Source organism: Photobacterium alginatilyticum, assembly GCF_009910675.1.
Classification (GTDB): domain Bacteria; phylum Pseudomonadota; class Gammaproteobacteria; order Enterobacterales; family Vibrionaceae; genus Photobacterium; species Photobacterium alginatilyticum.
Genome location: NZ_RSEJ01000027.1, coordinates 62,878 through 83,056, shown reverse-complemented (window position 1 = coordinate 83,056; position 20,179 = coordinate 62,878). Strand labels below are relative to the sequence as shown.

Here is a 20,179-nt window from a genome sequence, read left to right as displayed (position 1 = left end):
TGATCTACGCTATAAGCAGTGATAGCGTAATTAAAAACAATCAGACACGACTGCCATGGACGCTCAGTACACTATTGTTATTGCCGATGACCACCCGCTATTTCGCAATGCTCTGTTTCAGTCAGTGCATATGGCCATAAGCGGGGCCAATCTGCTGGAAGCCGATTCCCTTGATACCCTGCTCTCCCTACTTGAAAAAGAGCCGGACGTAGACCTGTTGCTGCTGGACTTGAAAATGCCCGGCGCCAACGGCATGTCGGGACTGATCCAGCTCCGCAACCAATACCCGGATCTTCCCGTGGTGGTGATCTCCGCCAGCGAGGAAACCAATGTTATCCGCCAGGTCCGTAGCCACGGCGCGTTTGGTTTTATTCCGAAATCCAGTGACATGCGGGCCCTGATAGGAGCCCTGAACCAAGTGCTCGAAGGCGACCCCTACTTCCCGGAAGGACTGGGGGAAGAGGACGAGGAAGTCAACGAACTGGCCGAGCGCATAGCCACCCTGACACCGCAGCAATACAAGGTATTGTGCATGCTCTCAGACGGCCTGCTCAACAAGCAGATTGCCTATGATCTCAATGTCTCCGAAGCCACCATCAAGGCCCATATGACGGCCATCTTCCGCAAGCTCGGGGTCAAAAACCGAACTCAGGCCGTTATTCTGCTGCAACAGATGGATCTGACCCAGTAGGGTCTTATCCGGTCTGTTTTTTTCAATATGACAGTTAGACCTTTGGCTAACTCAACATTTTCGTAACATCCGCATTTTTCTGCCCTGGTCACAAAATCGCCGCATTTTCGGCGATTTTGTCGTTTCTGTCTCGACTAAAGTTGCACTGTTTCCTTATCTATTCGTTGCTATTGTCATTACGTAACATTTTATTAACGTGATTTATGACGACGTGAAAGGAGATGACAATGGCGTTTGAATCCAAGGAGCAGGCCCAGGCCTACTGGAAAGAGAACCTCGCAACGATGGGCTCCCTCCTAGCCATCTGGTTCCTCGTATCTTACGGTGCAGGCATTTTGTTTGTCGATGCCCTCAACAGTATTCAGCTTGGCGGCTTCAAGCTCGGATTCTGGTTCTCGCAGCAAGGCTCCATATACACCTTTGTTGCCCTGATTTTTGTCTACGTAGTGCGTATGAATGCGCTCGATCGTAAGTTCAACGTACAAGAAGACTAAGAGGTTTAAGCATGGATATCCAAACCTGGACGTTTATTTTAGTAGGTATCACCTTTGCGCTGTATATCGGCATCGCAATCTGGGCCCGCGCCGGCTCAACCAGTGAGTTTTACGTTGCCGGCGGCGGCGTTCACCCGGTCGCCAACGGTATGGCCACCGCCGCTGACTGGATGTCGGCAGCCTCCTTCATCTCTATGGCCGGTATCATCTCTTTTGTCGGTTATGACGGCGGGGTATACCTGATGGGTTGGACCGGTGGTTATGTACTGCTTGCCCTCTGTCTGGCACCTTACCTGCGTAAGTTCGGCCAGTTCACGGTGCCAGACTTCATTGGTGAGCGTTATTACTCCAAAACTGCACGTATGGTAGCTGTCTTTTGTGCCATCTTCGTTTCTTTTACCTATGTTGCAGGCCAGATGCGTGGGGTTGGCGTGGTATTTGCCCGCTTCCTGGAAGTTGATATCAACATGGGTATCATCATCGGTATGGGTATCGTATTCTTCTACGCGGTATTGGGCGGCATGAAAGGGATCACCTACACCCAGGTTGCTCAGTTCTGCGTGTTGATTTTCGCCTTCCTGGTACCGGCTATCTTCACCTCCATCATGATGACAGGCAACCCGCTGCCGCAAATTGGTATGGGTTCGACGCTAACAGGTTCGGAAACCTATGTGCTGGATAAGCTGGACGGGTTAACCACGGAATTAGGCTTCACCGCCTACACCGACGGCTCGAAGAGTATGGTTGACGTATTCTTTATCTGTGCCGCGCTAATGGTCGGTACCGCTGGTCTGCCACACGTTATCATCCGTTTCTTCACCGTACCGCGTGTTAAGGATGCCCGTATTTCAGCTGGCTGGGCGCTACTGTTCATCTCTCTGCTATACACCACAGCACCGGCTGTTGCCGCATTTGCCCGCGTCAACATGATTGAAACTATCAATGGTCCGGATATGCAGGGTGTGGCTGCGGCAGAAGCACCGGGCTGGGTTAAGAACTGGGAAAAAACTGGCCTGGTTAACTGGGAAGATAAAAACGGCGATGGCAAGATGTTCTACTCGGGCGATGACCGCAACGAGATGAAGATCAACCGCGACATCATCGTACTGGCAAGTCCTGAGCTAGCTAACCTGCCTAACTGGGTAGTTGCCCTGCTGGCAGCTGGTGGCCTGGCTGCCGCCCTGTCGACGGCCGCCGGCCTGCTGCTGGTTATCTCGACCTCGATTTCCCATGACTTGCTGAAGAAAGGCTTCAAGCCGAATATGACCGACAAACAGGAACTGCTCGCCGCGCGGGTGGGTGCTGCCGTCGCCATTGTCGGTGCCGGTTATCTGGGTATCAACCCGCCGGGCTTTGTGGCACAGGTGGTAGCCTTTGCCTTCGGACTGGCGGCTGCATCCTTCTTCCCTGCCATTATCCTGGGTATCTTCTACAAGAAGATGAACAAGGAAGGTGCGATTGCAGGTATGTTGGCCGGTATTGCCTTTACCGCGTCTTACATCATCTACTTCAAGTTCATCAACCCAGCAGCAAATACGCCTGACAACTGGTTCTTCGGTATCAGCCCGGAAGGTATCGGTACACTGGGTATGTGTCTGAACTTCGTTGTCTCGATTGTTGTGAACAAATTCACCGCCGAAGTACCGACAGAAGTACAGGATATGGTTGAGTCTATCCGTTATCCGAAAGGCGCCGGTGCCGCACACGATCACTAATACTGCCTGAAAAGTCAGTGGCTAGAGAACAAAAACGGAGCGTGATGCTCCGTTTTTTTATCCGTCTTGATTCGCTGATATTGCTATTGCTTACCAAGGGGCTACCACAGCCCTTTTTTCTTGACCTTCTGCATACTGGCAATGGTCGTTGTCAGGTCGGCCTCTTCTTCCGGCTGGGCTTTCGTCTGATCCGGTTCTCCTGTTAGAGATAGGGTTTTGATCAGCTGGCTTTGCGCCTTGATCAAGGCTTTAAGCTCTGCAATCTCACGCTTGTGGTTATTGGCACGGATCTCTTCCGTCAGTGCCTGCTGCAATTCAGAGAAATCAGCTGTAACCACTGCGTCATCAGGTGTTGTTACCTCAGGGTCCGCCGCTGCTGGGACAGCAACTTCGGGAGCGGCAGGTTCAGTAGCAACAGCCTCGTCAGCCGGGGCCGTATTCGCCGCCACCGACTCGGCCAGCTCCGAGCACAGGCTCATCAAGGTCTGTCGGGTTTCGACCAGTTCCTGTTGGGTATTTTGCTGCCCCTGTAACAGGGCCTGTTCACGCTCGGCTGCCTGAAGCAACTGATGCTGATGCGCCTCGCTGGCCTGACGCTGATGCTCACTCGCCTGCTGCAGCTCGCCACGCAGGGCCTGGATTTCACCCAGCAGCGGCGTCATATCAACAGCCGCTCTCAGGCTGTCCAGATCCTCGCGCGAGATCCCCGGCTCCTGGACCGGGGCCATCGGAATCACCAGGCCGCAGGCGTCAAACTGCTGCTTCAGCGTCGCCATTTTAATGGAGTCATCGCCCAGCGAATTGGCCAGCCCGGCACTGAGTGTCGGGCTCAGCAAATGCAGAAACATCCCCGACAGGTAGATGTTTTTGTGCATGTGCAGGCTGTTATGCAGATTGAGACCATCATCTGGATTATCGAGCATATCCTTACGCTCGTTGACCCACTTCTGCATAATGCCGACCGCATAGCGGTCGGACAGGGAGTTAACCGGATTTAGATAAATCGAGTAGTTAACCCGCTTTAGCTTACTACTCATCTTCTACCTCGATGAGGGTCTCACGTTCGATGTGAATGTCTTCTTCTTCGGTATTGTACAGGCACAGCTCGCGTGCCAGTGCAGACTGGGCATCTTTGATCAGCACCACGCGATCGCCCAGCGTTTCATACGCGGACATGATTGCCGGGTAAACCAGCGGTGCGCCACCACCGACCAGGTAAACGCGGTTCGGGTTCTTGGCAAATTTCTTCGCCTCATAAGCTACCGCGTTGCCCAGCTCTTCAATCTTGATATCGATTTTATCTAAGATGCTATCGAGCTTGGATTCATCGTTCACCACATCTTTGACAAACTCCAGATCGTTACGGCGCTTGATCAGCTCGTTGGCCACCAGGTAGCTTGAATCACTGTCGGCAGAAGCCAGCGCCTTGCGTGCCGCGTCAGTTACCATCGACACACCGATTTCGTTGTTACCGTAGATAGCCGATACATCATCAAACTCACCGACCACAATGCCCATATCCAGCGTCGTACCACCACAGTCAACCACCAGCGAACGGGTGAACTCGTTGCAGTTGGAGTTGATCAGCGTCGACATCACGGCTGGCAGGCTCTCCGGCATTACCTCAACATCCACCACCTCGAACAGCTCACCCTTGTTCAGGCTGATCTCGCGCATCAGGTTCTGACGTTTCTTGGCAATTTTGTCTTCGTTGCGCTGGCAGTCTTCAGAGTTATAGAACTCGGTAATTGGCAGCGTAACCACCAGAATAACCGGGCAAGGTTTCAGGCCGGTCTGCAGCAACGCATGGTGAACCGCCAGCAAATTCAGATCATCATACTGATAGTCAACATGCGTGGTTTCCAGCGCCTTGTCTGATGTCGCATCGTAGGTGTACTTGGTGGTACCGATAGTGTAGTTATAAACCTTCTTATCGCGTCGTAGTGCAGCACTCTTCCAATCTTTACGGAAAGAGTTTGGTGATACGATGGTCTTTAGCTGATTGTTCTCAATCCAGCTTACCTTCACATTTGTTGAACCATCATCAACCGCAATTTTAAACGCAGATACCGTCATAACTTTCACTCACAATAACTATTAATATTTAGTAACCGGCCAGGTATTGAAAGCTACCCTCGTCAATACCGAGCCAGGTTCAGTCAACTAAAACAAAATCAAATAACACACTGACAAGCACTTAGTTCGTCAGCATCTCCAGACGCGAGACCGGGCGATTCGCCTCGGCATAGTTTCGCGCCTTGTTTACAGCCTTGCCTTCATTACCATGTGGCTGCCCCTTACCAAACAGCAGGGCCAACTGCTCATCGGCTTCACGGGTAAGCACCATCATTTCAATCCGGCGGTTTTTCCCGCTTCGGGTATCCTTTTCGTATACCGGCATCCGTTCAGCCATCGCGGCAACCTGCAGCACATTGTCGGCAGGCAAGCCGGAATCCACCAGCACCTCACGAGCCTTCAGGGCTCGCGCGCCTGACAGGTCCCAGTTGCTGTAATCTCTGCGCTGGAACTGGGTACTGTCAGTGTGACCACTGATCACCAGTCGGTTCTGGATCTGTCCCAGTACCGGCGCGATATTAAATAGCATATCTTCAAAAAACGGCGTGATCTGAATACTGCCACGCTCAAACATGAAGTGATCATCATCGTCCTGGATCAGGATTCGCAGCCCCTGCGGCACAATTTCCAGCACGATATTGTTCGATGCCGACAGCTCTTCGGCAATGATCTCCAGCGCCTTTGCCAGTACCTTTAGTTCAGGGATCGACAGGTTCTTGCCTGCCAGTGCCGAGTTCAGCTTGCGATCCCGGCCGCCTTGCTGCTCGCTGTCCGATGACGGCGCAAACATCGACTTACCGAAACGCTCCGTCCCTGGCGTCACCTCACTCATTGGCTTCTCGAATGGCGACATGTTGCCGTCAAAGTCAATCGGAAAAGGGCTATTGGTGATCTCGAAAATATTGTCGAATACGGTCGCTGTCTGAAGGCGCTTTTCAATTTCTATCCGCTCTTCCTGGGTGGTGATCCCCATCAGCCATAGCACCATGAAAAAAGCCATCATCGCGACCGCAAAATCAGCAAACGCCACTTTCCAGGCGCCGCCATGATGCTCGTCGTGATGACCGCGGGCTTTTTTCTTTACAACAATAATATGGTGGTCTTTGCTCATGGTTTACGACTGCCCTGTCATCCAGTTTTCCATATCCGCAAAGGTCGGCTTATACTCGCTGTGCAACACCTTACGTCCGGCATCCAGCGCCAGCAACGTCGGCTTACCCTGAACCTGAGCCACCAGAATGGCCGAGATCATATGCAGCGCCATCATCTCTTTCTTCACCTGGTTGCCAACCGTGGCAGCCAGCGGTTCAAATACCGCATAACACATCAAGATACCGAAGAAGGTCCCCACCAGCGCCGCGGCAACTTTCACCCCAATCAGGGCCAGATCGCCACCAATACTCTGCATCGTGACCACAATTCCCAAAACCGCAGCAACGATACCGAAACCCGGCATCGCCTCACCGACTTTGCCCAGCGCTTTCGAGGGGCGCATCAGGTCTTCTTCCAGGGTGTGCAGCTCAAGCTCCAGCACCGCTTCCAAATCGTGATGATTCATCTTGCCCATGGCCATCATGCGCAGATTGTCAGTAATAAAGCTCACCAGGACATTGGACTTGGCCACCTCCGGGTACTTGTTGAAAATCGCACTGCTCTCTGGGTTCTCGATATGGTCGTCGAGCTTCTTGATCCCGTCCTTGCGGATGGTTTCCAGCAGCTCAAACATCAGCTCCAGGGTCGATTTATAGAAATCAGGTCCGTATCCCTTGCCGAACGCCATCTTAAGACGGGTTAGGGTATTCTTCAGGACATAGATTGGGTTGGAAATCACCATTGCGCCCAAACCCGCTCCTAGAATGATAATAAATTCCGCAGGTTGCCATAGCGCCAGCAAACGCCCGGAGGCATGGGTGTAACCGTAGACAATACACCCGAAGGCAATGACAAAACCGATAATAATTTGCATCTTGTTACTCCGTTAAACTGACTCACGCCAGTCAGTCAACATACTGTTCAGGCTCTTCAGCGCCTTTTTGTGGATCTGGCTAACTCGTGCTTCGGTCAGCTCAAAGACCAGGGCGATTTCTTTCAGGTTCATTTCATGCTCGTAGTAAAAACTCAGCATGATCTGCTCCCGCTCGGGCAGCCGCGACAGCGCTTTGGCCATGGCCTGTTTGAGCCGTGCTCGCTCGTAACTGTGACACTGGAAACTCAGGCCGAAAAACTGTTCGCCGTCCTCCTGCAACCCTTCCAGGCTGCCGAGGTTTTCGGCCTGGGTATCAAGCCGGCGCTGTTGAATATCCGCCAGCTCCAAACCCATTTCAACGGCCAGTTCCTGATCGGTCGGTACCCGCCCCAACTCACGGCTGAGCTGACGTTCTACATCCCGAAGTTCATGACCGTTCTGGCGAGAGCGGCGGGAGCGCCAGTCCATCCGACGCAACTCATCAAGAATGGCACCGCGAACACGCTGCACCGCCAGACGCTCCAATGCGGCATCGTCTTCATCCGGGTAGCGGCGAACAACATCGAGCAGCGCCACCAGGCCAATCTGCTCCATATCTTCCGATGACATCACCGTCGTCACCTGCCCCGCCAGATGCCTCACTACACGCTTAACAAGGCCGGCGAACTGTTTGATCAGGCGTTGTTCCCGCGATTTCTGACCCAGCTGACGACTCTGCTGGTAGGCATGAAGCCCCTGAGATTCATAAGACATTGCTGCACCGTGCACATCAGACTCCTTACTGGATCACCATCTTGGTGATCAGTACCTGGTCGATCCCCTTACTGCTCGCCATGTCATTCATGACAGTCTGAATAGACCCACGCAATGCCTCCTGTAGTGGCTTCATCACGCCCGGCTGAGCCAGCTCGTTGTAGTGCTGCTCGCTTAGCAGAGTAATCACCGCATTGCGAACAACCGGCATGTATTCTCCTACCGTGTCCAGCTGATCCTGGCTGTAGCTCATCAGTGAGAGCTCCATCATCAGATAGTGCAAGCGGTCGTCACCGGGTACGCTGACTACAAACTTTTTCAGGGGCAGAAACACTGGCTTCTTCACCAACGCTGCCGCAGGGACATTCTGAGCTACTTCGGCCATAGCCTGCTGTTTCGCCTGCTGCTGGAAATACCACCAACCGCCACCTCCGGCAAGGGCAACAACCAATACAACAGCGGCAATGATCAGCGGAAGCTTGCTCTTTGTTTCTTTTACTTCATCAGTCATATCAATTTCTTACTTATTTCAAACCACACCGTCAAACTGCACCGTCAAACCATAGCCTCGTAGCGGCCATCCAACCCAAGAGCCGCCGCCGATGCCTCTTCGGACTCAATCACGCCCTGGTTAGCCATAATACCCGGCTCATCATCCGTGCCCGAGTGCTGGTGTGACTGCTGGTACAAACCGCTGGAAACGGAAACGTCCGCCAGCTGCATCTGGCTACCGTCAAAATCAAAACGCAACTTGTCAGCATTGGCTGCCAGCGCTTCGCGAAGCTGTGGATGGGCTGCGGTAAAATGCACCGAGACTTTGTCGCCATCCAGACGGAGATTCACTTCCAACCGACCAAGCTCGGGCGGATCAAGCCTGACATGGGCATGCTGGATCTGATCCGTTTTGCTCAGCTGCATACGCGATCGCAGTTGCTCAACCAAGTCGCGTCCCCATTCTGGCTGGGTAACATCAACCCCGGCATACAGCTGTTGCGCAGCACTGGCAGGCGAACCTGAAGCAGGTGCACTCAGATTGCTACCGCTGGCCACAAGGCTACTATGTGCACTCTGCACCGACATCGGTATCACGCCAGCTGTCAGCTTGTCATTCAAGGCACCGTCAAGCGGCATCGTCATTCCTTTAGCCAGCGACAGTGCATCTCCGGTATTTGGCTTTTGCTGCTTAAGAAGGTGCTGCATTTGTTCAAGCAACTCAGGACTGACAGGGGCCTGCTGCGCCGCCTGACCAGTGTGTTGTGCCATATTTTGCTGGACAGTTTGTACAACGTTTTGCCCTGCATTCTGTCCGGCCAACTGCGTCAGAAGCGGGTTGGCTTGCGACCCGGCTTCTCGTCCAGACACCACGCCGGATCCTATCTCACCGGCAGGTGCCATCTGAGACTGAAGGGCCTGGTTTTGAGCGGCAAGGAACTGAGGCGTCGTTGCTGTGCCCGTTACACTTCCAGCCTGGTTGTTCACAGCCGCAGACGAGCCGTTCTGGGCTCCCTGCTGGGCCTGATTCATGGCTGTCGCTTCAGCGGGTTTATCCTGCTGCCCCTGAGTCTGCGCATCCGCCGATAACGGCTGTGCCGACTCTTCAGATGAATCATCAGAGGCTTTGCTCTCATCCTTCGTCCCCGCCGATTTATCCAGCCGTTGTTCGAACTCAGCAAAGCTCATCGGCTCACTGTCTCCGGTGCTGTTTGGCTGAACCTTTCGTGAGTCTGTGGATGATGTTTGGGAAGCCGTTTTTACGGCCACATTGGCTGATACTTGCATGTCACCCTTTATTGATTATTTTGCATATAGGCGTGCATACCTTCACGGTTGCTCTCCTGCTGCTTTAGTTGCTGCTGGGTACGTGCCTTTTCTCGCTCGCCTTGAGCGATCATGGTGCTATACAGCGTATTTAACCGTTCAAGTTGCTGCTTACCGGCAACCGTCAATACTTGTTGCCTGATACGCGGAATCGCCTGTTGCAACTTAGCGTCCAGCACGGCCAACTCATCCCAGTCCCCAGCCGCGAGCGCCTGCTCGAACTTGTCGTGCAGCCTCTGCAACTGCAACTCAAGCTTCACTGGCGACCTGCACACGATTAGGTTTGAGGACCACCCAGCCTTCAAGGATGTCGCTAATCAAGCGGCTCACCTCGTCAATGGCTTCCACATCATTGTTGATGTTGGCCTCGAACAAACGGCGACCGCAGTAGTCGTAGAGACGAAATAGCTCCTGCGTCACCTCGCCGCCTTTTTCCTCGTCCAGTACGGTGCTAAGACCGTTCAAAATATCGAGACACTTGGAGATCATCATGCCTTTGTCGGCAATCTGGTCGCGCTCCATAAAACCACGGGCACGGCCCAGATTTTCCAGCAACCCTTCCAGCAGCATCTGGATCAGACGATGCGGGCTGGCCGACGCCGCCTGGGCATGGTTCTGTGAATGTTGGTAAGCACCTAGACCTTCGTTATTCATCATTCTTCGCTCTAAATTACATCAACATGCTAACCAGCATGCTCTGGGTTTGGTTCATTTGGGCAATTTGGCTATCCATCTTGGCGTAGTAGTTACGCAGGTAGATAGTCTTGGCTTCCATTCGCTCGTCCAGCTTCTCGCGATCTTCGGTGATCTGCTTATTGCTGTATTCCAGCTGGTCGATACGACGGTCATAGACACCACCGTTTTTGTGGTAGTCATCCAGGATCACCAGCATTTCATCCATCATGCCGGTTTGGATGTCATCACCCAGAAATAGGGTCGAGACCGCCTCGAAGTCATCTTCCAGTGCCTTGTCGAGCTTCTTCTGGTCGATTTCCAGCGTGCCTTCGCGGGTGGTGGTGATCCCCAGCTGCGATAGCGTCTGGTAGGTCGATGCCGTATATTCGTCACCGATCACTCCGCGCATCCGGCTGATCATGCTACGGGTAGCCGAGTCGCCTGACAGCGCCGCGGCAGAATCCTCACTCGATTTGGTGTAGGTATTTACCGTCTCGATCACCGAATTGTAAGCATCAACAAAGGCCTTGATGTTCTTGTTAACCGCCGCCTCGTCACGCTCGACCGTCACATTGACCGACCCGGTATCTTTCAGGTTCAGGCTGATACCGTCGATCACGTTTTCCATTTTGTTGGTTGCCGAGGTCAGCTCCATCGAACCGTACTTGACGATGGCATCTTCGGCGGCCTGCAGGTTTTTCTTGCCATTGTCTGGCTGGGTAATATCAACCGTATTACCCTTGATATCGGCCGCATCAAGCGTGACGTTAATGGCACCGATGGCGTTCGCCTGACCGGTACTCTTACCGTTAAGCACCATGCTGATCCCGTCGCCGGAGCGCACCAGGGTGGCTTTTACGCCGTCGTTGTCTGCATGATTATTAATCGCCGACTGCAGCTCCTCAATCGTCACCCCGTCGTTAGTCAGTCGGATTACTTCGTCATCGAAGGCCTGCTGCCGGGTGTTGTAGCTATCTAACCGGCTCTGATCAAAATCCGGATTAGCCGAGTTAGTCAGAATATCTTCGATCTTGGCCTTATCCGCCGTGACATCCAAACCATGTTTGTCGGCAATCTCTTTGTAGGTATCATCCTGATGCGCCTGCTTCTTGTCGTTTTCCTTGCTGATCAAGTCCGTCTGCAAGGTGGCGATATCAATGTTGACCGAACCAAAACTGATGCTGCCCTTGGTAAAGGTACTACCATCCGATACCTTGAACAGCTGATCACGCTGGGCCTTGGCCAGCTGAGTGACCTCAAAACTGTATTCACCGGCAACCGCATTACTGTCGACCGTTGCCGACAACACGTCTTCATTACTGAGAATCGACTTGAGTTTTTCGAGATCGCTGCTGGAGTTCAGATCCTCGACTTTGTCGCGAAAACTGTTAATGGTGTTCTGAATTTCCTTCAGCGCATCCATCTCAGCACTGTTCATGCCTTCCTGGCGGTTGAGCTGGTTATCTTTCGGGGCACGTTCGGCAGCAACAATAGCACCGATCATACTTTCATAATCGATACCCGAACCTAATCCTGTCATTAACATATTCTATTCTCCGCCAAGAGTGCCTGTACCTCGAGCCGGTCAACCGAAATGACCTGTTGTCATCTCCAGCGCCCCGAAGCAGCACTATTAGCAAAATCCATACCATCTTTAAAATGGTGATTTTAAAGGGCCAGATAAAAAGAAAGCGGAAGTAAAACTTCCGCTCTGAATAATAAAGCGACATAAAATAGCCGCCTGCAATAGGGATAACTACAACGATTAGCGTAGTAGCTGAGAAACCATGCTTGGCATCTGATTTGCTTGAGAAAGCACAGTGATACCCGCCTGCATCATAGTGTTCTGCTTGGTCATGTTGGCAGATTCTGCCGCGATATCGGCATCCATGATGCGGCCTTTCGCCACAGACATGTTCTCTTTGATGTTGCCCAGGTTGTTGATAGTTGACTGGAAGCGGTTCTGCGTCGCACCCAGGTCAGCACGGATAGAACCGACGTTGTCGATCATTGCATCGATAGCGTCCATCGCTTTGCCTGAGTTAGTAGCATCAGTGATATCACCCAGCGTTGAAGTACTTAGAGATGCGCTGTCTACCTTAACGGTAATAACGTTTGGATCTTCAAGGTTGTACTTGTTACCCATTGCTGTCATTGCTGTATCTAAAGAAGTCAAATCATTAGAAGCTGTAATACCGGTTGTATTAACAACACTGTCTACAGCATCAATAACTTCAGAAACCTGATCTAATGCTGAAAGACCACCAGATGTAGTACTTGTGCCGATTGTCGGTACACCGGCCGCTACACTATCAACATCGATTCCAGTAATGCCTAATTGTGCCAAAGCACTATCGACATCACCTGTAGTTGCTGCAGAGTTAAATAGATTAGATGTTAATGCACCTGTTGCAGCTGTTGCTGCACCACCAAAGCCTGCTTTAGCCGCTGTTGTTAGTAAATCTAGATCAGCTTTAATTTTCCCTAATTCTGTTTTGTCAGCTGCATTATTAATGTCTAAATCTAAACCTACAGATTTCAGAGCGGCATTCACCATACTCTCAGCGCCATCTTTTGTCGCAGCATTCATAACGCCTGCCGAGCTAGCATCTGCACCTACCTGAAACTCAACACCTGTACCCAGCTTATCAAACAACTTCTCGCCCTTACCGAACGTAGTAGTATCAACAATACGCTCTAGCTCTTTGCTCAGTGCCTGGAACTCTTTATCCAGTGCTTTACGGTCAGAGTCAGAGTTGGTGCCGTTTTTAGACTGAACCGCCAGGTCACGCTGACGCTGCAGGATGTTAGTGAACTCTTGCAGAGAACCTTCAGCCGTCTGAGACATAGAAATACCGTCGTTGGCATTGCGTTGAGCCACACCCAGACCGTTGATCTGAGAGTCCATGCGGTTAGCGATCTGCAGGCCAGCAGCATCATCTTTTGCGCTGTTGATACGAAGACCGGTAGACAGGCGGTTCAATGATGTGTTCAGAGAGTTCTGGGTGCCCATCATGTTGCGCTGTGCATTCATTGATGCGAAGTTGGTGTTAAGGCTCATTGCCATGGGAATATTCCTCAGTTCAGTATTAAACGAGCTATGTCAAAACGGATGTCAAAACCAGCGTTGAAATGCTTGGGTCGAGGCTCGAATGACAGTGCTTCTTGTCGTGTTACTTTTTTAATGCGACCTGCCCTGTGAAATGCTTAAATCCTTTTTGGGTATTTTTTTAAAAAAAACGAGCGACGTGATACCGCTCCCAATGCCTGTACAAGAGGCCATTAAACAACACGCAATAAAAAAGCGAGCAGGTGCTCGCTTTTATCTTGCTTATGTATAACTTTCAAAATGTAGCAAGTCGCTTACGGCTCGAGTAGCGCCACGACGTTATGTCGCGAGGCATTGGCCTGCGCCAATAATGTCGGTACCGCGTTATCTATCAGTTGCAGCGACACATTGTCGGGCGCTTCCAGCCAGCTTGCCTCTATCACACCGTCGGCATTGATCACACCGGACTTCATCATATTAGTTGTGATCAGCTGCTCGAGATCCATACTGACCTGACGCTGAACCTTATTCATCTGGCTCAGTGCCTGCTGGATCTTCTGCATCATCCGCTCGATATCAGCCAGTGCCTTGCGGGTCGACTGGGGCTTGCCGAACTCCAGCTCCTGCGGTTCCACCGCCTGCTTGTCATGCGACTCCAGCTTGGCTTTGACCGGATTACCTGCAGGCAGGATCTGACCGCCACCCGACATCCAGATCCCTTTCTTGATGGACGGCCACTGCTCTTTCGGCACCGAGAAGGCCAAGTCACCGTACTTGTCGACATCAACCTGAATGTTGCGCGGCGCAAATGCCTGATTCAGCTTCTCGGCAATTTCAGCTGTCGACTCATCGTTATCAATACGTGCCCGTACCGAGTTCGGCATCCCGGAGTCAAACTGAAAGCGTAAAATTTCATCTTGCTGACGCAAGGTATTCAGGCGCAGGCCTTTCATCGAAAAACCTTCCTGCTGCGGCTGATCACTGAGCCGTGGCGTCAGGTCATGGTGCAACACCGATTCGCCCTCGTACTTGGCTTCACGTGTCAGCTTAACCAGCTTGTTCTTCAACTGGTGCAGTGACTGCTGTAACTGGTCTTTTTTGCTTTCCTGCACATTGAGCGATCGGCGTGCCATTTGGCGCAGCTGGGTCAGCAAATCACTCGCTTCCTTCAGCGCCTTCTGGGCACTCTGTGCCTGGGCCGCTTGTCGGTGTGCCTCGCTGGTCTGCACCAGCAGGCTGCGATTTTTGCCGCCTAAACTCGAATACTGTTGCTGCTGTTTCGGTTGTTTCTCACTCACCTTTGCCACTGCGACAACAGGCTGCTGTTTCGCGATACGGTCAGGCTGGGTACTGTCACTACTACGCAGGGTATTGTGGCTGGAGGTAATTTGATTAACCAATGTGGCCTCGTATTTCAATCTGACAGGGCCGATACTCTGCTACCGGCCCCTTCGGGCTGCCCCGATTACATCAATTTAAACAGGGATAAGTTCTGGATCTTGCTGTAGGTCATCTGGGTTGCCTGCAGCGCCGCCATCTGGGTATTCATTTCCAGAATCGCTTCACTGTAGTCCAGATCCTTCACTTCGCCGATCAACTTGTCATTCAGCAATTTGTTGTCCTGATGAGAACCGTCGACCATCGTCATGGCATTGCGCTGCCCGCCGACTTCAGTCCACACCTGGTTGATACTGCCCATGGTGTCGTCTATCGTCGACTGGGCACTGGTTACACTAGTTTTCAGCTCATCTTGCACCACAGACGGGTCACGCAAGTCGGTCACCAGTTGATCGAGAGTGTTGAATATATCACTTCCGCCAGCAAAAAAGATCTCGCCCGCTGTCTGATTGGCAGGAATTGTCATCGATTCTGCCACCTGCACCATGCGCTGGTCATTATTGCCCATGAATGCGTACTTACCTGTCGCCGGATCTTTTGCCACCGGCTGGGTATCAGTTAGCGTACCGGCAAAAATATAATCCCCATTGGGATTTTTGCTGTTGGCGATATCAGTCAGCTGCTCCAGAATCGCATCGAGCTCGGTGGCAATCGCTTCCCGGCCAGCCGTGGTGCTGTTACTACCGTTGAGAACACTGGTTACCAGCTCCTGCGCCCGCAGAACAGCATTGTTCGACGCATCCAGGTGAGATTCTGCCTGCCCCAGCTGCGCTTCCAGGTTTGAGATGTTTTTCTGGAACTGATTGATATTCGCCTGCTCGCGATCCAGCATCATCAACTGAACCGAGCCGAGCGGATCATCCGACGGCTTGAGCATTCGCTCTCCGGAGCTCATCTGCATAAACGACTTGTTAACCCCGGTGGTCGAGGTCTGCATGCTGGTGAGCATGACGCTGTTGAGCTGGGCCGTACTTAGACGCATGGCATTTTCCTCTCGTTATGATCCGTTAGCGAAACATCGACAAAGTGACATCAAACAGCTGCTGCGCTGTTGAAATCACCTGAGCGTTGGCCTGATACATCTGGGTATAGGTCATGATATTGGCCGCTTCTTCATCAAGGTTGACCCCGCTGACACTGGCTCGCTCACCTTCGGCCTGCTCGACCAGTGACTTCGCGGCACTGGTATCCGCCTCGAGCTGGGCTGTTTTGATCGCCCAGTCCCCGGTCATACCGGTATAACTGTTGTAGATGCTTTTGCCGTCAAGCACCGCAATGGCACTTTTATATTTCTCTGCCTCGGCGGGATCCAGCGTGCTGGTATCAATCGCTACCGGGGCATTTTTCAGATCGATCAGCTGCTGCAGGTTCTCGCTGTTGCCCGGCTCTCCCGGCTTGGCGGCAAACGCCAACTGCTTGGGGTCATCAATCAGCAACGTCAGGTTCTTTGCCGCGCCATCAATCTGATCGACACCGCCAAACACCGCCTGGCCCTGATCACCGTTCAGGTCATAGCCCTGGCTATGCGCCTCGTTAAACTGGCTCGCAAAGCTGTATGCCATGACATCGAGCTCTTTCTGCAGCTCTTTGAGTTCACCATCACGGTAATTCAGCAGTCCGCCGATGGTTCCGCCCATGTTGTCATCCAGGGCAAAACGCCCCTGACCACGTTGCAGCTCCAATCCGCCGTCCGCCGTCTGGCGCAGGGTACTGGCCTGCGACCCACTGACCAGCGGCTGGCCCTGATCCAGGGTAATAGTGACCGTGCCGTCATCGTTATAGTTGGTATTGATATCCATCTGCGACGACAACTGGCGGATGGCCTCGTCACGGGCATCAAGCAGATCGGTCATCTGCTGGCCGCTACCACCGGTGTCACGCAGGCTGTCATTCATTTCGGCAATACTGGCCACCAGCGCATTGGCCTCAGAGACAGCAGCATTCAACTGCCCGCCCACCTGCTGTGCCTGGCTGTCCAGCTGGGCACTCAGGTTATTGAAGCGCTGAACCATCGACTGGCTCTGACTGAGGATAGTCTGGCGATAGGCGATATCCTGCGGATTGGTCGATGCCTCGCTCAGTGCGGCATTGAAGCGATCCAGCCCGGTATTGATACTGGTGCTGTCGTTGTTGAGCAAGGTTTCGGTTTTCGCCATGTACTGGGAGCTTATTGCGTTAAAACCCCAGGAGCCTTTTTGTTTGTATATTTGCTGGTTCAGGTAGTTGTCAGCCATTCGTTCAACACTGCTGACACCGACACCAGCACCGCTGCCCATCCCGCTCGTCTGGGCGCCAAAGCCAATACGCTGACGACTGTAGCCGGGCGTCATAGCATTGGCGGTATTGTGTGCTGTGACCGACAGCCCGGCATTGGCGGCACTCATGCCGGATAAACCGATATTAATTATGCTCATAAGTCTTCGTCATCAAGATGGATATTCAGTTGCTGCGACAAGGGGGCGGAATTACCCCACCATGGCCGTTGAACTTTGCTGTACGAAAGTTCGGCATCACCCAGCAACGGACTGGCTGCCACCGACGCATTTTTCAGCTCCTGATGATTAACAGCGACCAGTTGGTGCTGTGGCTTAAATGCTTCGTGCTGGCCAAGTTGCCTCACCAGCATGTCGGCAATGCCCAAACTTTGCTGCTGACTCATTTCCATCGCAATCTGGCTGTCATGCATCGAGCGATAGAACTTTTGCTGACGGCTGTTGAATACGGCATCTTCCTCGTCATTCAGCGCGTCCGATGCCTGACGCATATGCTTAAGTACGCTCTGGAGAAAAACCGCCTCGAACTGACCGGCAGCCTGCTTGAGAGCTTCGGTCTTGTCACCGTTGGCCTTGATATTCTGCAGGCTGGTCAGATCGTTATACATAGCCGGATTATTGTCGTTGTCGAGAATTTTCATTACAGCACCACCAGCTCGCCGTCCAATGCACCGGCCTCGTCAAGGGCGATCAGGATCGCCATCAAATCGTTCGGCGTGGCGCCTAAACTATTTACCGCATCGACAATCGTTTGCAGCGACGTACCGTCTTCACTTTCCGGCCAGATAAAGACCTTGCCGCGCTCCTGGTCAATCGACACATCGGATTCAGGCGTCACCGCGGTATTGCCGCGGCCAAAGGCATTCGGCTGACTGACGTTATAGCTTTCCGCCACACTCACCGTCAGGTTACCGTGGCTGACAGCCGCAGTATGTACCCTGACATCCTTGCCAACCACGATAGTGCCGGTACGGGCGTTGAACACCACCTTGGCCTTGCGCGGACCGGGCTCGACATCGAGGTTTTCCAGCATCGCCAGAAACGTCACCCGCTGGCTCTGATCATGCGGGGCACGGACGGTGATCCGGGCATGGCTCTGAGCAACGGCAACGTCCGGCCCAAAGACCTTGTTAATGGCTTTTTCGATATTACGGGCGGTATTAAAGCCCGGTTGCTTGAGGTTCAGTACCACATCGGTGGCAGTCAGAAACGAGGACGGGATTTCACGTTCGATGATCCCGCCGTTGGGGATCAGCCCGGCGGTCGGGATATTGATAGTGATCCCGCTGCCGCTGTTACCTTCCGCCTTGACCCCGCCGACCACCAGGTTACCCTGGGCCACCGCATAGATTTGACCGTCCAGCCCTTTCAGCGGTGTCAGCAGCAAGGTGCCGCCCCGCAGGCTTTTGGCATCACCAATAGAGGAAACCGTCACATCCAGCAACTGCCCCTTGCTGGCCAGCGGCGGCAGCGTGGCATGGATTGCCACTGCTGCGACGTTCTTGAGCTTGGGATCGGCCTTGGCCGGCAACTGCACCCCAAACTGGCTCAGCATGTTCTTGACCGACTGAGAGGTGAACTTGGTCTGGCTTTTATCACCGGTACCGCTCAGACCAACCACCAGGCCATAGCCGACCAGCTGGTTGTCACGCACCCCCTGAATATCGACCAGGCTTAACAACGGACGGGCCTGCACCAGCCAGGGCATGGCCAGCACAAGCAGGCCCACAATAATTTTTTTCATCAGCATCAGATCGGGAACCAGGAACTGTTAAAGAATCGCGATAGCCAGCCGGCTTCATTGGCATCTGCCAGCGCGCCACGGCCGGAGTAAGTGATCCGGGCATCACCCAGACGCTGCGAGGACACCCGGTTGGAGCCGTCGATATCATCGACCCGCACCAAGCCGGACAGGCGGATATATTCATCCCCCTGGTTAAGCTTGAGCCACTTCTCTCCCCGGATCCGCAATACGCCGTTAGGCAGCACGTCGGCCACCATCACGGTAATACTGCCCGACAGCGAGTTTTGCTGCGAGCTTGACGACGAGCCTTTGAAATCCCGCTCGCCCTCGAGGGTAAACTGGCCTTTGGGCTGTGACTTTCCAGCAATCAGCGGAACGCCAATACCGACATTGCTGTCCTTGCCGAAGCTGGTGCCGGCCTTCTTGCTTGAGCGGGTCTGCTCGTCGAGTTCCACTGTCAGGATATCGCCAATGCGAAAAGCACGGCGGTCCTGAAACAGCGCCAAACCATAGTTGGCACTGAACAGGCTGCCATCGGGATCAACCTTGTATTCCGGAAACTCCATATTCGGCACGTTTTCCTTAGGCTGGACGTCGACAACGGAAGAGACCGGGGCACAACCGGAAAGCAACAAAGCACCGAGCAAATAAATTATGCGTAGCATGCCTGAGCACTCACATTGACTGGCTGACAAATTTCAGCATCTGATCGGCACTGGAGACGACCTTGGCGTTCATCTCGTAGGCGCGCTGAGTGGTGATCATATTGACCATTTCCTCCACCACGTTGACGTTTGAACCCTCAAGGCTGAACTGGCTGATCTGGCCCAGACCGTCCTCGCCGCCCACGCCTTCAATCGGGGCTCCCGAGGCACCTGATTCCTTGAACAGGTTACCGCCCAGCGCTTCCAGCCCTGCCGGGTTGGTAAAGTTTGCCAGCGTGATCTGGCCAATTTCCTGCGCCTGCGGATCCTCTGCTGTCGATATTGTCACCACACCATCGGAGCCGACATTAAAACTGGTCGCATTTTCCGGGATCTCGACATTCGGGATCAAAGGCAAACCGGACGCGGTTACCAGCGTACCTTCCGAATTGCGATGGAACTGACCATTACGGGTATACGCGGTATTGCCGTCCGCCAGTTCGACCTGGAAAAAGCCCGAACCCAGGATCGCCAGATCAGTGGCCTGCTCGGTGTTTTGGTAGGCACCGGTTTTCATTAGTTTCTGGGTGCCGATGGTGCGAACACCGTTACCCAGCTGCAAGCCGCCCGGGGTTTCATTCTGCTGATCAGCCATTGAACCCGGCTGTTTTTTCATCTGGTAAAACAGATCTTCGAATACCGCTCGGTCCTGCTTGAAACCGACCGTATTGACGTTGGCCAGGTTATTCGAAATAACCTGCATCTGGGTATCTTGTGCCGCAAGGCCGGTTTTACTGACCCAAAGTGCTGCATGCATCTTGTATTGCTCCTAAAAAACAGGCAGCCCTGCATAGCAGGTGCTGCTCTCAAACAAATAAGCCAG

At 53.1% G+C, this 20,179-nt stretch carries 21 protein-coding genes; 3 read left to right on the top strand and 18 right to left on the bottom strand.

Annotated elements, in window-relative coordinates; all coding sequences use genetic code 11:
- The first annotated feature begins 55 nt into the window (after positions 1-55).
- From EIZ48_RS21905 to EIZ48_RS21895, 3 genes are all read left to right on the top strand, one after another.
- Positions 56-691, top strand: coding sequence for a response regulator transcription factor (locus EIZ48_RS21905; RefSeq protein WP_160656327.1), 636 nt, complete (start codon positions 56-58; stop codon positions 689-691).
- A 227-nt stretch (positions 692-918) separates the two neighbouring features.
- Entirely contained in the window at positions 919-1,185 is a 267-nt protein-coding gene (locus EIZ48_RS21900; protein ID WP_075768208.1) for a DUF4212 domain-containing protein, read from the top strand.
- Between the two features lie 11 nt (positions 1,186-1,196).
- A complete protein-coding gene (locus tag EIZ48_RS21895) occupies positions 1,197-2,900 on the top strand; it encodes a sodium:solute symporter family protein (RefSeq protein ID WP_075768209.1) in 1,704 nt (567 codons plus the stop codon).
- Between the two features lie 101 nt (positions 2,901-3,001).
- On the opposite strand, the gene EIZ48_RS21890 is transcribed toward EIZ48_RS21895, so the two are convergent.
- The 18 genes from EIZ48_RS21890 to flgG form a co-directional block, all read right to left on the bottom strand.
- Positions 3,002-3,937, bottom strand: a complete 936-nt coding sequence (locus tag EIZ48_RS21890) for a hypothetical protein (protein ID WP_160656324.1) — start codon at positions 3,935-3,937, stop codon at positions 3,002-3,004.
- Complete coding sequence (parM, locus tag EIZ48_RS21885; RefSeq protein ID WP_160656322.1) at positions 3,930-4,976, bottom strand: plasmid segregation protein ParM domain-containing protein; 1,047 nt, start codon at positions 4,974-4,976, stop codon at positions 3,930-3,932. The genes EIZ48_RS21890 and parM overlap by 8 nt, the downstream gene beginning before the upstream one ends.
- A gap of 121 nt (positions 4,977-5,097) precedes the next feature.
- On the bottom strand, positions 5,098-6,087 hold the full coding sequence (locus EIZ48_RS21880; RefSeq protein WP_160656319.1) for a flagellar motor protein MotB: 990 nt from the start codon (positions 6,085-6,087) through the stop codon (positions 5,098-5,100).
- A gap of 3 nt (positions 6,088-6,090) precedes the next feature.
- Positions 6,091-6,942 carry a flagellar motor stator protein MotA gene (gene motA / locus EIZ48_RS21875; protein ID WP_160656316.1) on the bottom strand — a complete coding sequence of 284 codons (852 nt, stop codon included), beginning with the start codon at positions 6,940-6,942 and terminating at the stop codon, positions 6,091-6,093.
- A gap of 12 nt (positions 6,943-6,954) precedes the next feature.
- A complete protein-coding gene (locus tag EIZ48_RS21870; protein WP_192928679.1) occupies positions 6,955-7,695 on the bottom strand; it encodes a FliA/WhiG family RNA polymerase sigma factor in 741 nt (246 codons plus the stop codon).
- A 25-nt stretch (positions 7,696-7,720) separates the two neighbouring features.
- On the bottom strand, positions 7,721-8,206 hold the full coding sequence (locus tag EIZ48_RS21865; RefSeq protein ID WP_160656311.1) for a flagellar basal body-associated FliL family protein: 486 nt from the start codon (positions 8,204-8,206) through the stop codon (positions 7,721-7,723).
- Between the two features lie 44 nt (positions 8,207-8,250).
- Positions 8,251-9,474 carry a flagellar hook-length control protein FliK gene (locus EIZ48_RS21860; RefSeq protein WP_160656308.1) on the bottom strand — a complete coding sequence of 408 codons (1,224 nt, stop codon included), beginning with the start codon at positions 9,472-9,474 and terminating at the stop codon, positions 8,251-8,253.
- A gap of 8 nt (positions 9,475-9,482) precedes the next feature.
- Complete coding sequence (locus EIZ48_RS21855; RefSeq protein WP_160656305.1) at positions 9,483-9,773, bottom strand: hypothetical protein; 291 nt, start codon at positions 9,771-9,773, stop codon at positions 9,483-9,485.
- Positions 9,763-10,167 carry a flagellar export chaperone FliS gene (gene fliS / locus EIZ48_RS21850; RefSeq protein WP_240153056.1) on the bottom strand — a complete coding sequence of 135 codons (405 nt, stop codon included), beginning with the start codon at positions 10,165-10,167 and terminating at the stop codon, positions 9,763-9,765. The genes EIZ48_RS21855 and fliS overlap by 11 nt, the downstream gene beginning before the upstream one ends.
- Positions 10,168-10,183: 16 nt before the next feature.
- Positions 10,184-11,734, bottom strand: a complete 1,551-nt coding sequence (gene fliD / locus EIZ48_RS21845) for a flagellar filament capping protein FliD (protein WP_192928678.1) — start codon at positions 11,732-11,734, stop codon at positions 10,184-10,186.
- 219 nt (positions 11,735-11,953) lie between these two features.
- Positions 11,954-13,255: a flagellin N-terminal helical domain-containing protein gene (locus EIZ48_RS29790; protein WP_160656299.1), complete on the bottom strand. Its 1,302-nt coding sequence runs from the start codon at positions 13,253-13,255 to the stop codon at positions 11,954-11,956.
- A gap of 296 nt (positions 13,256-13,551) precedes the next feature.
- Positions 13,552-14,637 carry an ANTH domain-containing protein gene (locus tag EIZ48_RS21835; RefSeq protein ID WP_160656296.1) on the bottom strand — a complete coding sequence of 362 codons (1,086 nt, stop codon included), beginning with the start codon at positions 14,635-14,637 and terminating at the stop codon, positions 13,552-13,554.
- Positions 14,638-14,702: 65 nt separating this feature from the next.
- On the bottom strand, positions 14,703-15,617 hold the full coding sequence (gene flgL, locus EIZ48_RS21830) for a flagellar hook-associated protein FlgL (RefSeq protein WP_160656293.1): 915 nt from the start codon (positions 15,615-15,617) through the stop codon (positions 14,703-14,705).
- Positions 15,618-15,642: 25 nt separating this feature from the next.
- Complete coding sequence (flgK, locus tag EIZ48_RS21825; RefSeq protein ID WP_160656289.1) at positions 15,643-17,049, bottom strand: flagellar hook-associated protein FlgK; 1,407 nt, start codon at positions 17,047-17,049, stop codon at positions 15,643-15,645.
- Positions 17,046-17,549, bottom strand: a complete 504-nt coding sequence (locus tag EIZ48_RS21820) for a rod-binding protein (RefSeq protein WP_160656286.1) — start codon at positions 17,547-17,549, stop codon at positions 17,046-17,048. Before EIZ48_RS21820 ends, flgK begins: the two co-directional genes overlap by 4 nt.
- Entirely contained in the window at positions 17,549-18,652 is a 1,104-nt protein-coding gene (locus EIZ48_RS21815; protein ID WP_160656283.1) for a flagellar basal body P-ring protein FlgI, read from the bottom strand. The genes EIZ48_RS21820 and EIZ48_RS21815 overlap by 1 nt, the downstream gene beginning before the upstream one ends.
- Positions 18,653-18,657: 5 nt before the next feature.
- Positions 18,658-19,317 (bottom strand): flagellar basal body L-ring protein FlgH, encoded by a 660-nt coding sequence (gene flgH, locus EIZ48_RS21810; protein WP_160656280.1) that lies wholly within the window; start codon positions 19,315-19,317, stop codon positions 18,658-18,660.
- A gap of 10 nt (positions 19,318-19,327) precedes the next feature.
- Positions 19,328-20,113, bottom strand: a complete 786-nt coding sequence (gene flgG / locus EIZ48_RS21805) for a flagellar basal-body rod protein FlgG (RefSeq protein WP_160656277.1) — start codon at positions 20,111-20,113, stop codon at positions 19,328-19,330.
- Positions 20,114-20,179 lie beyond the last annotated feature (66 nt).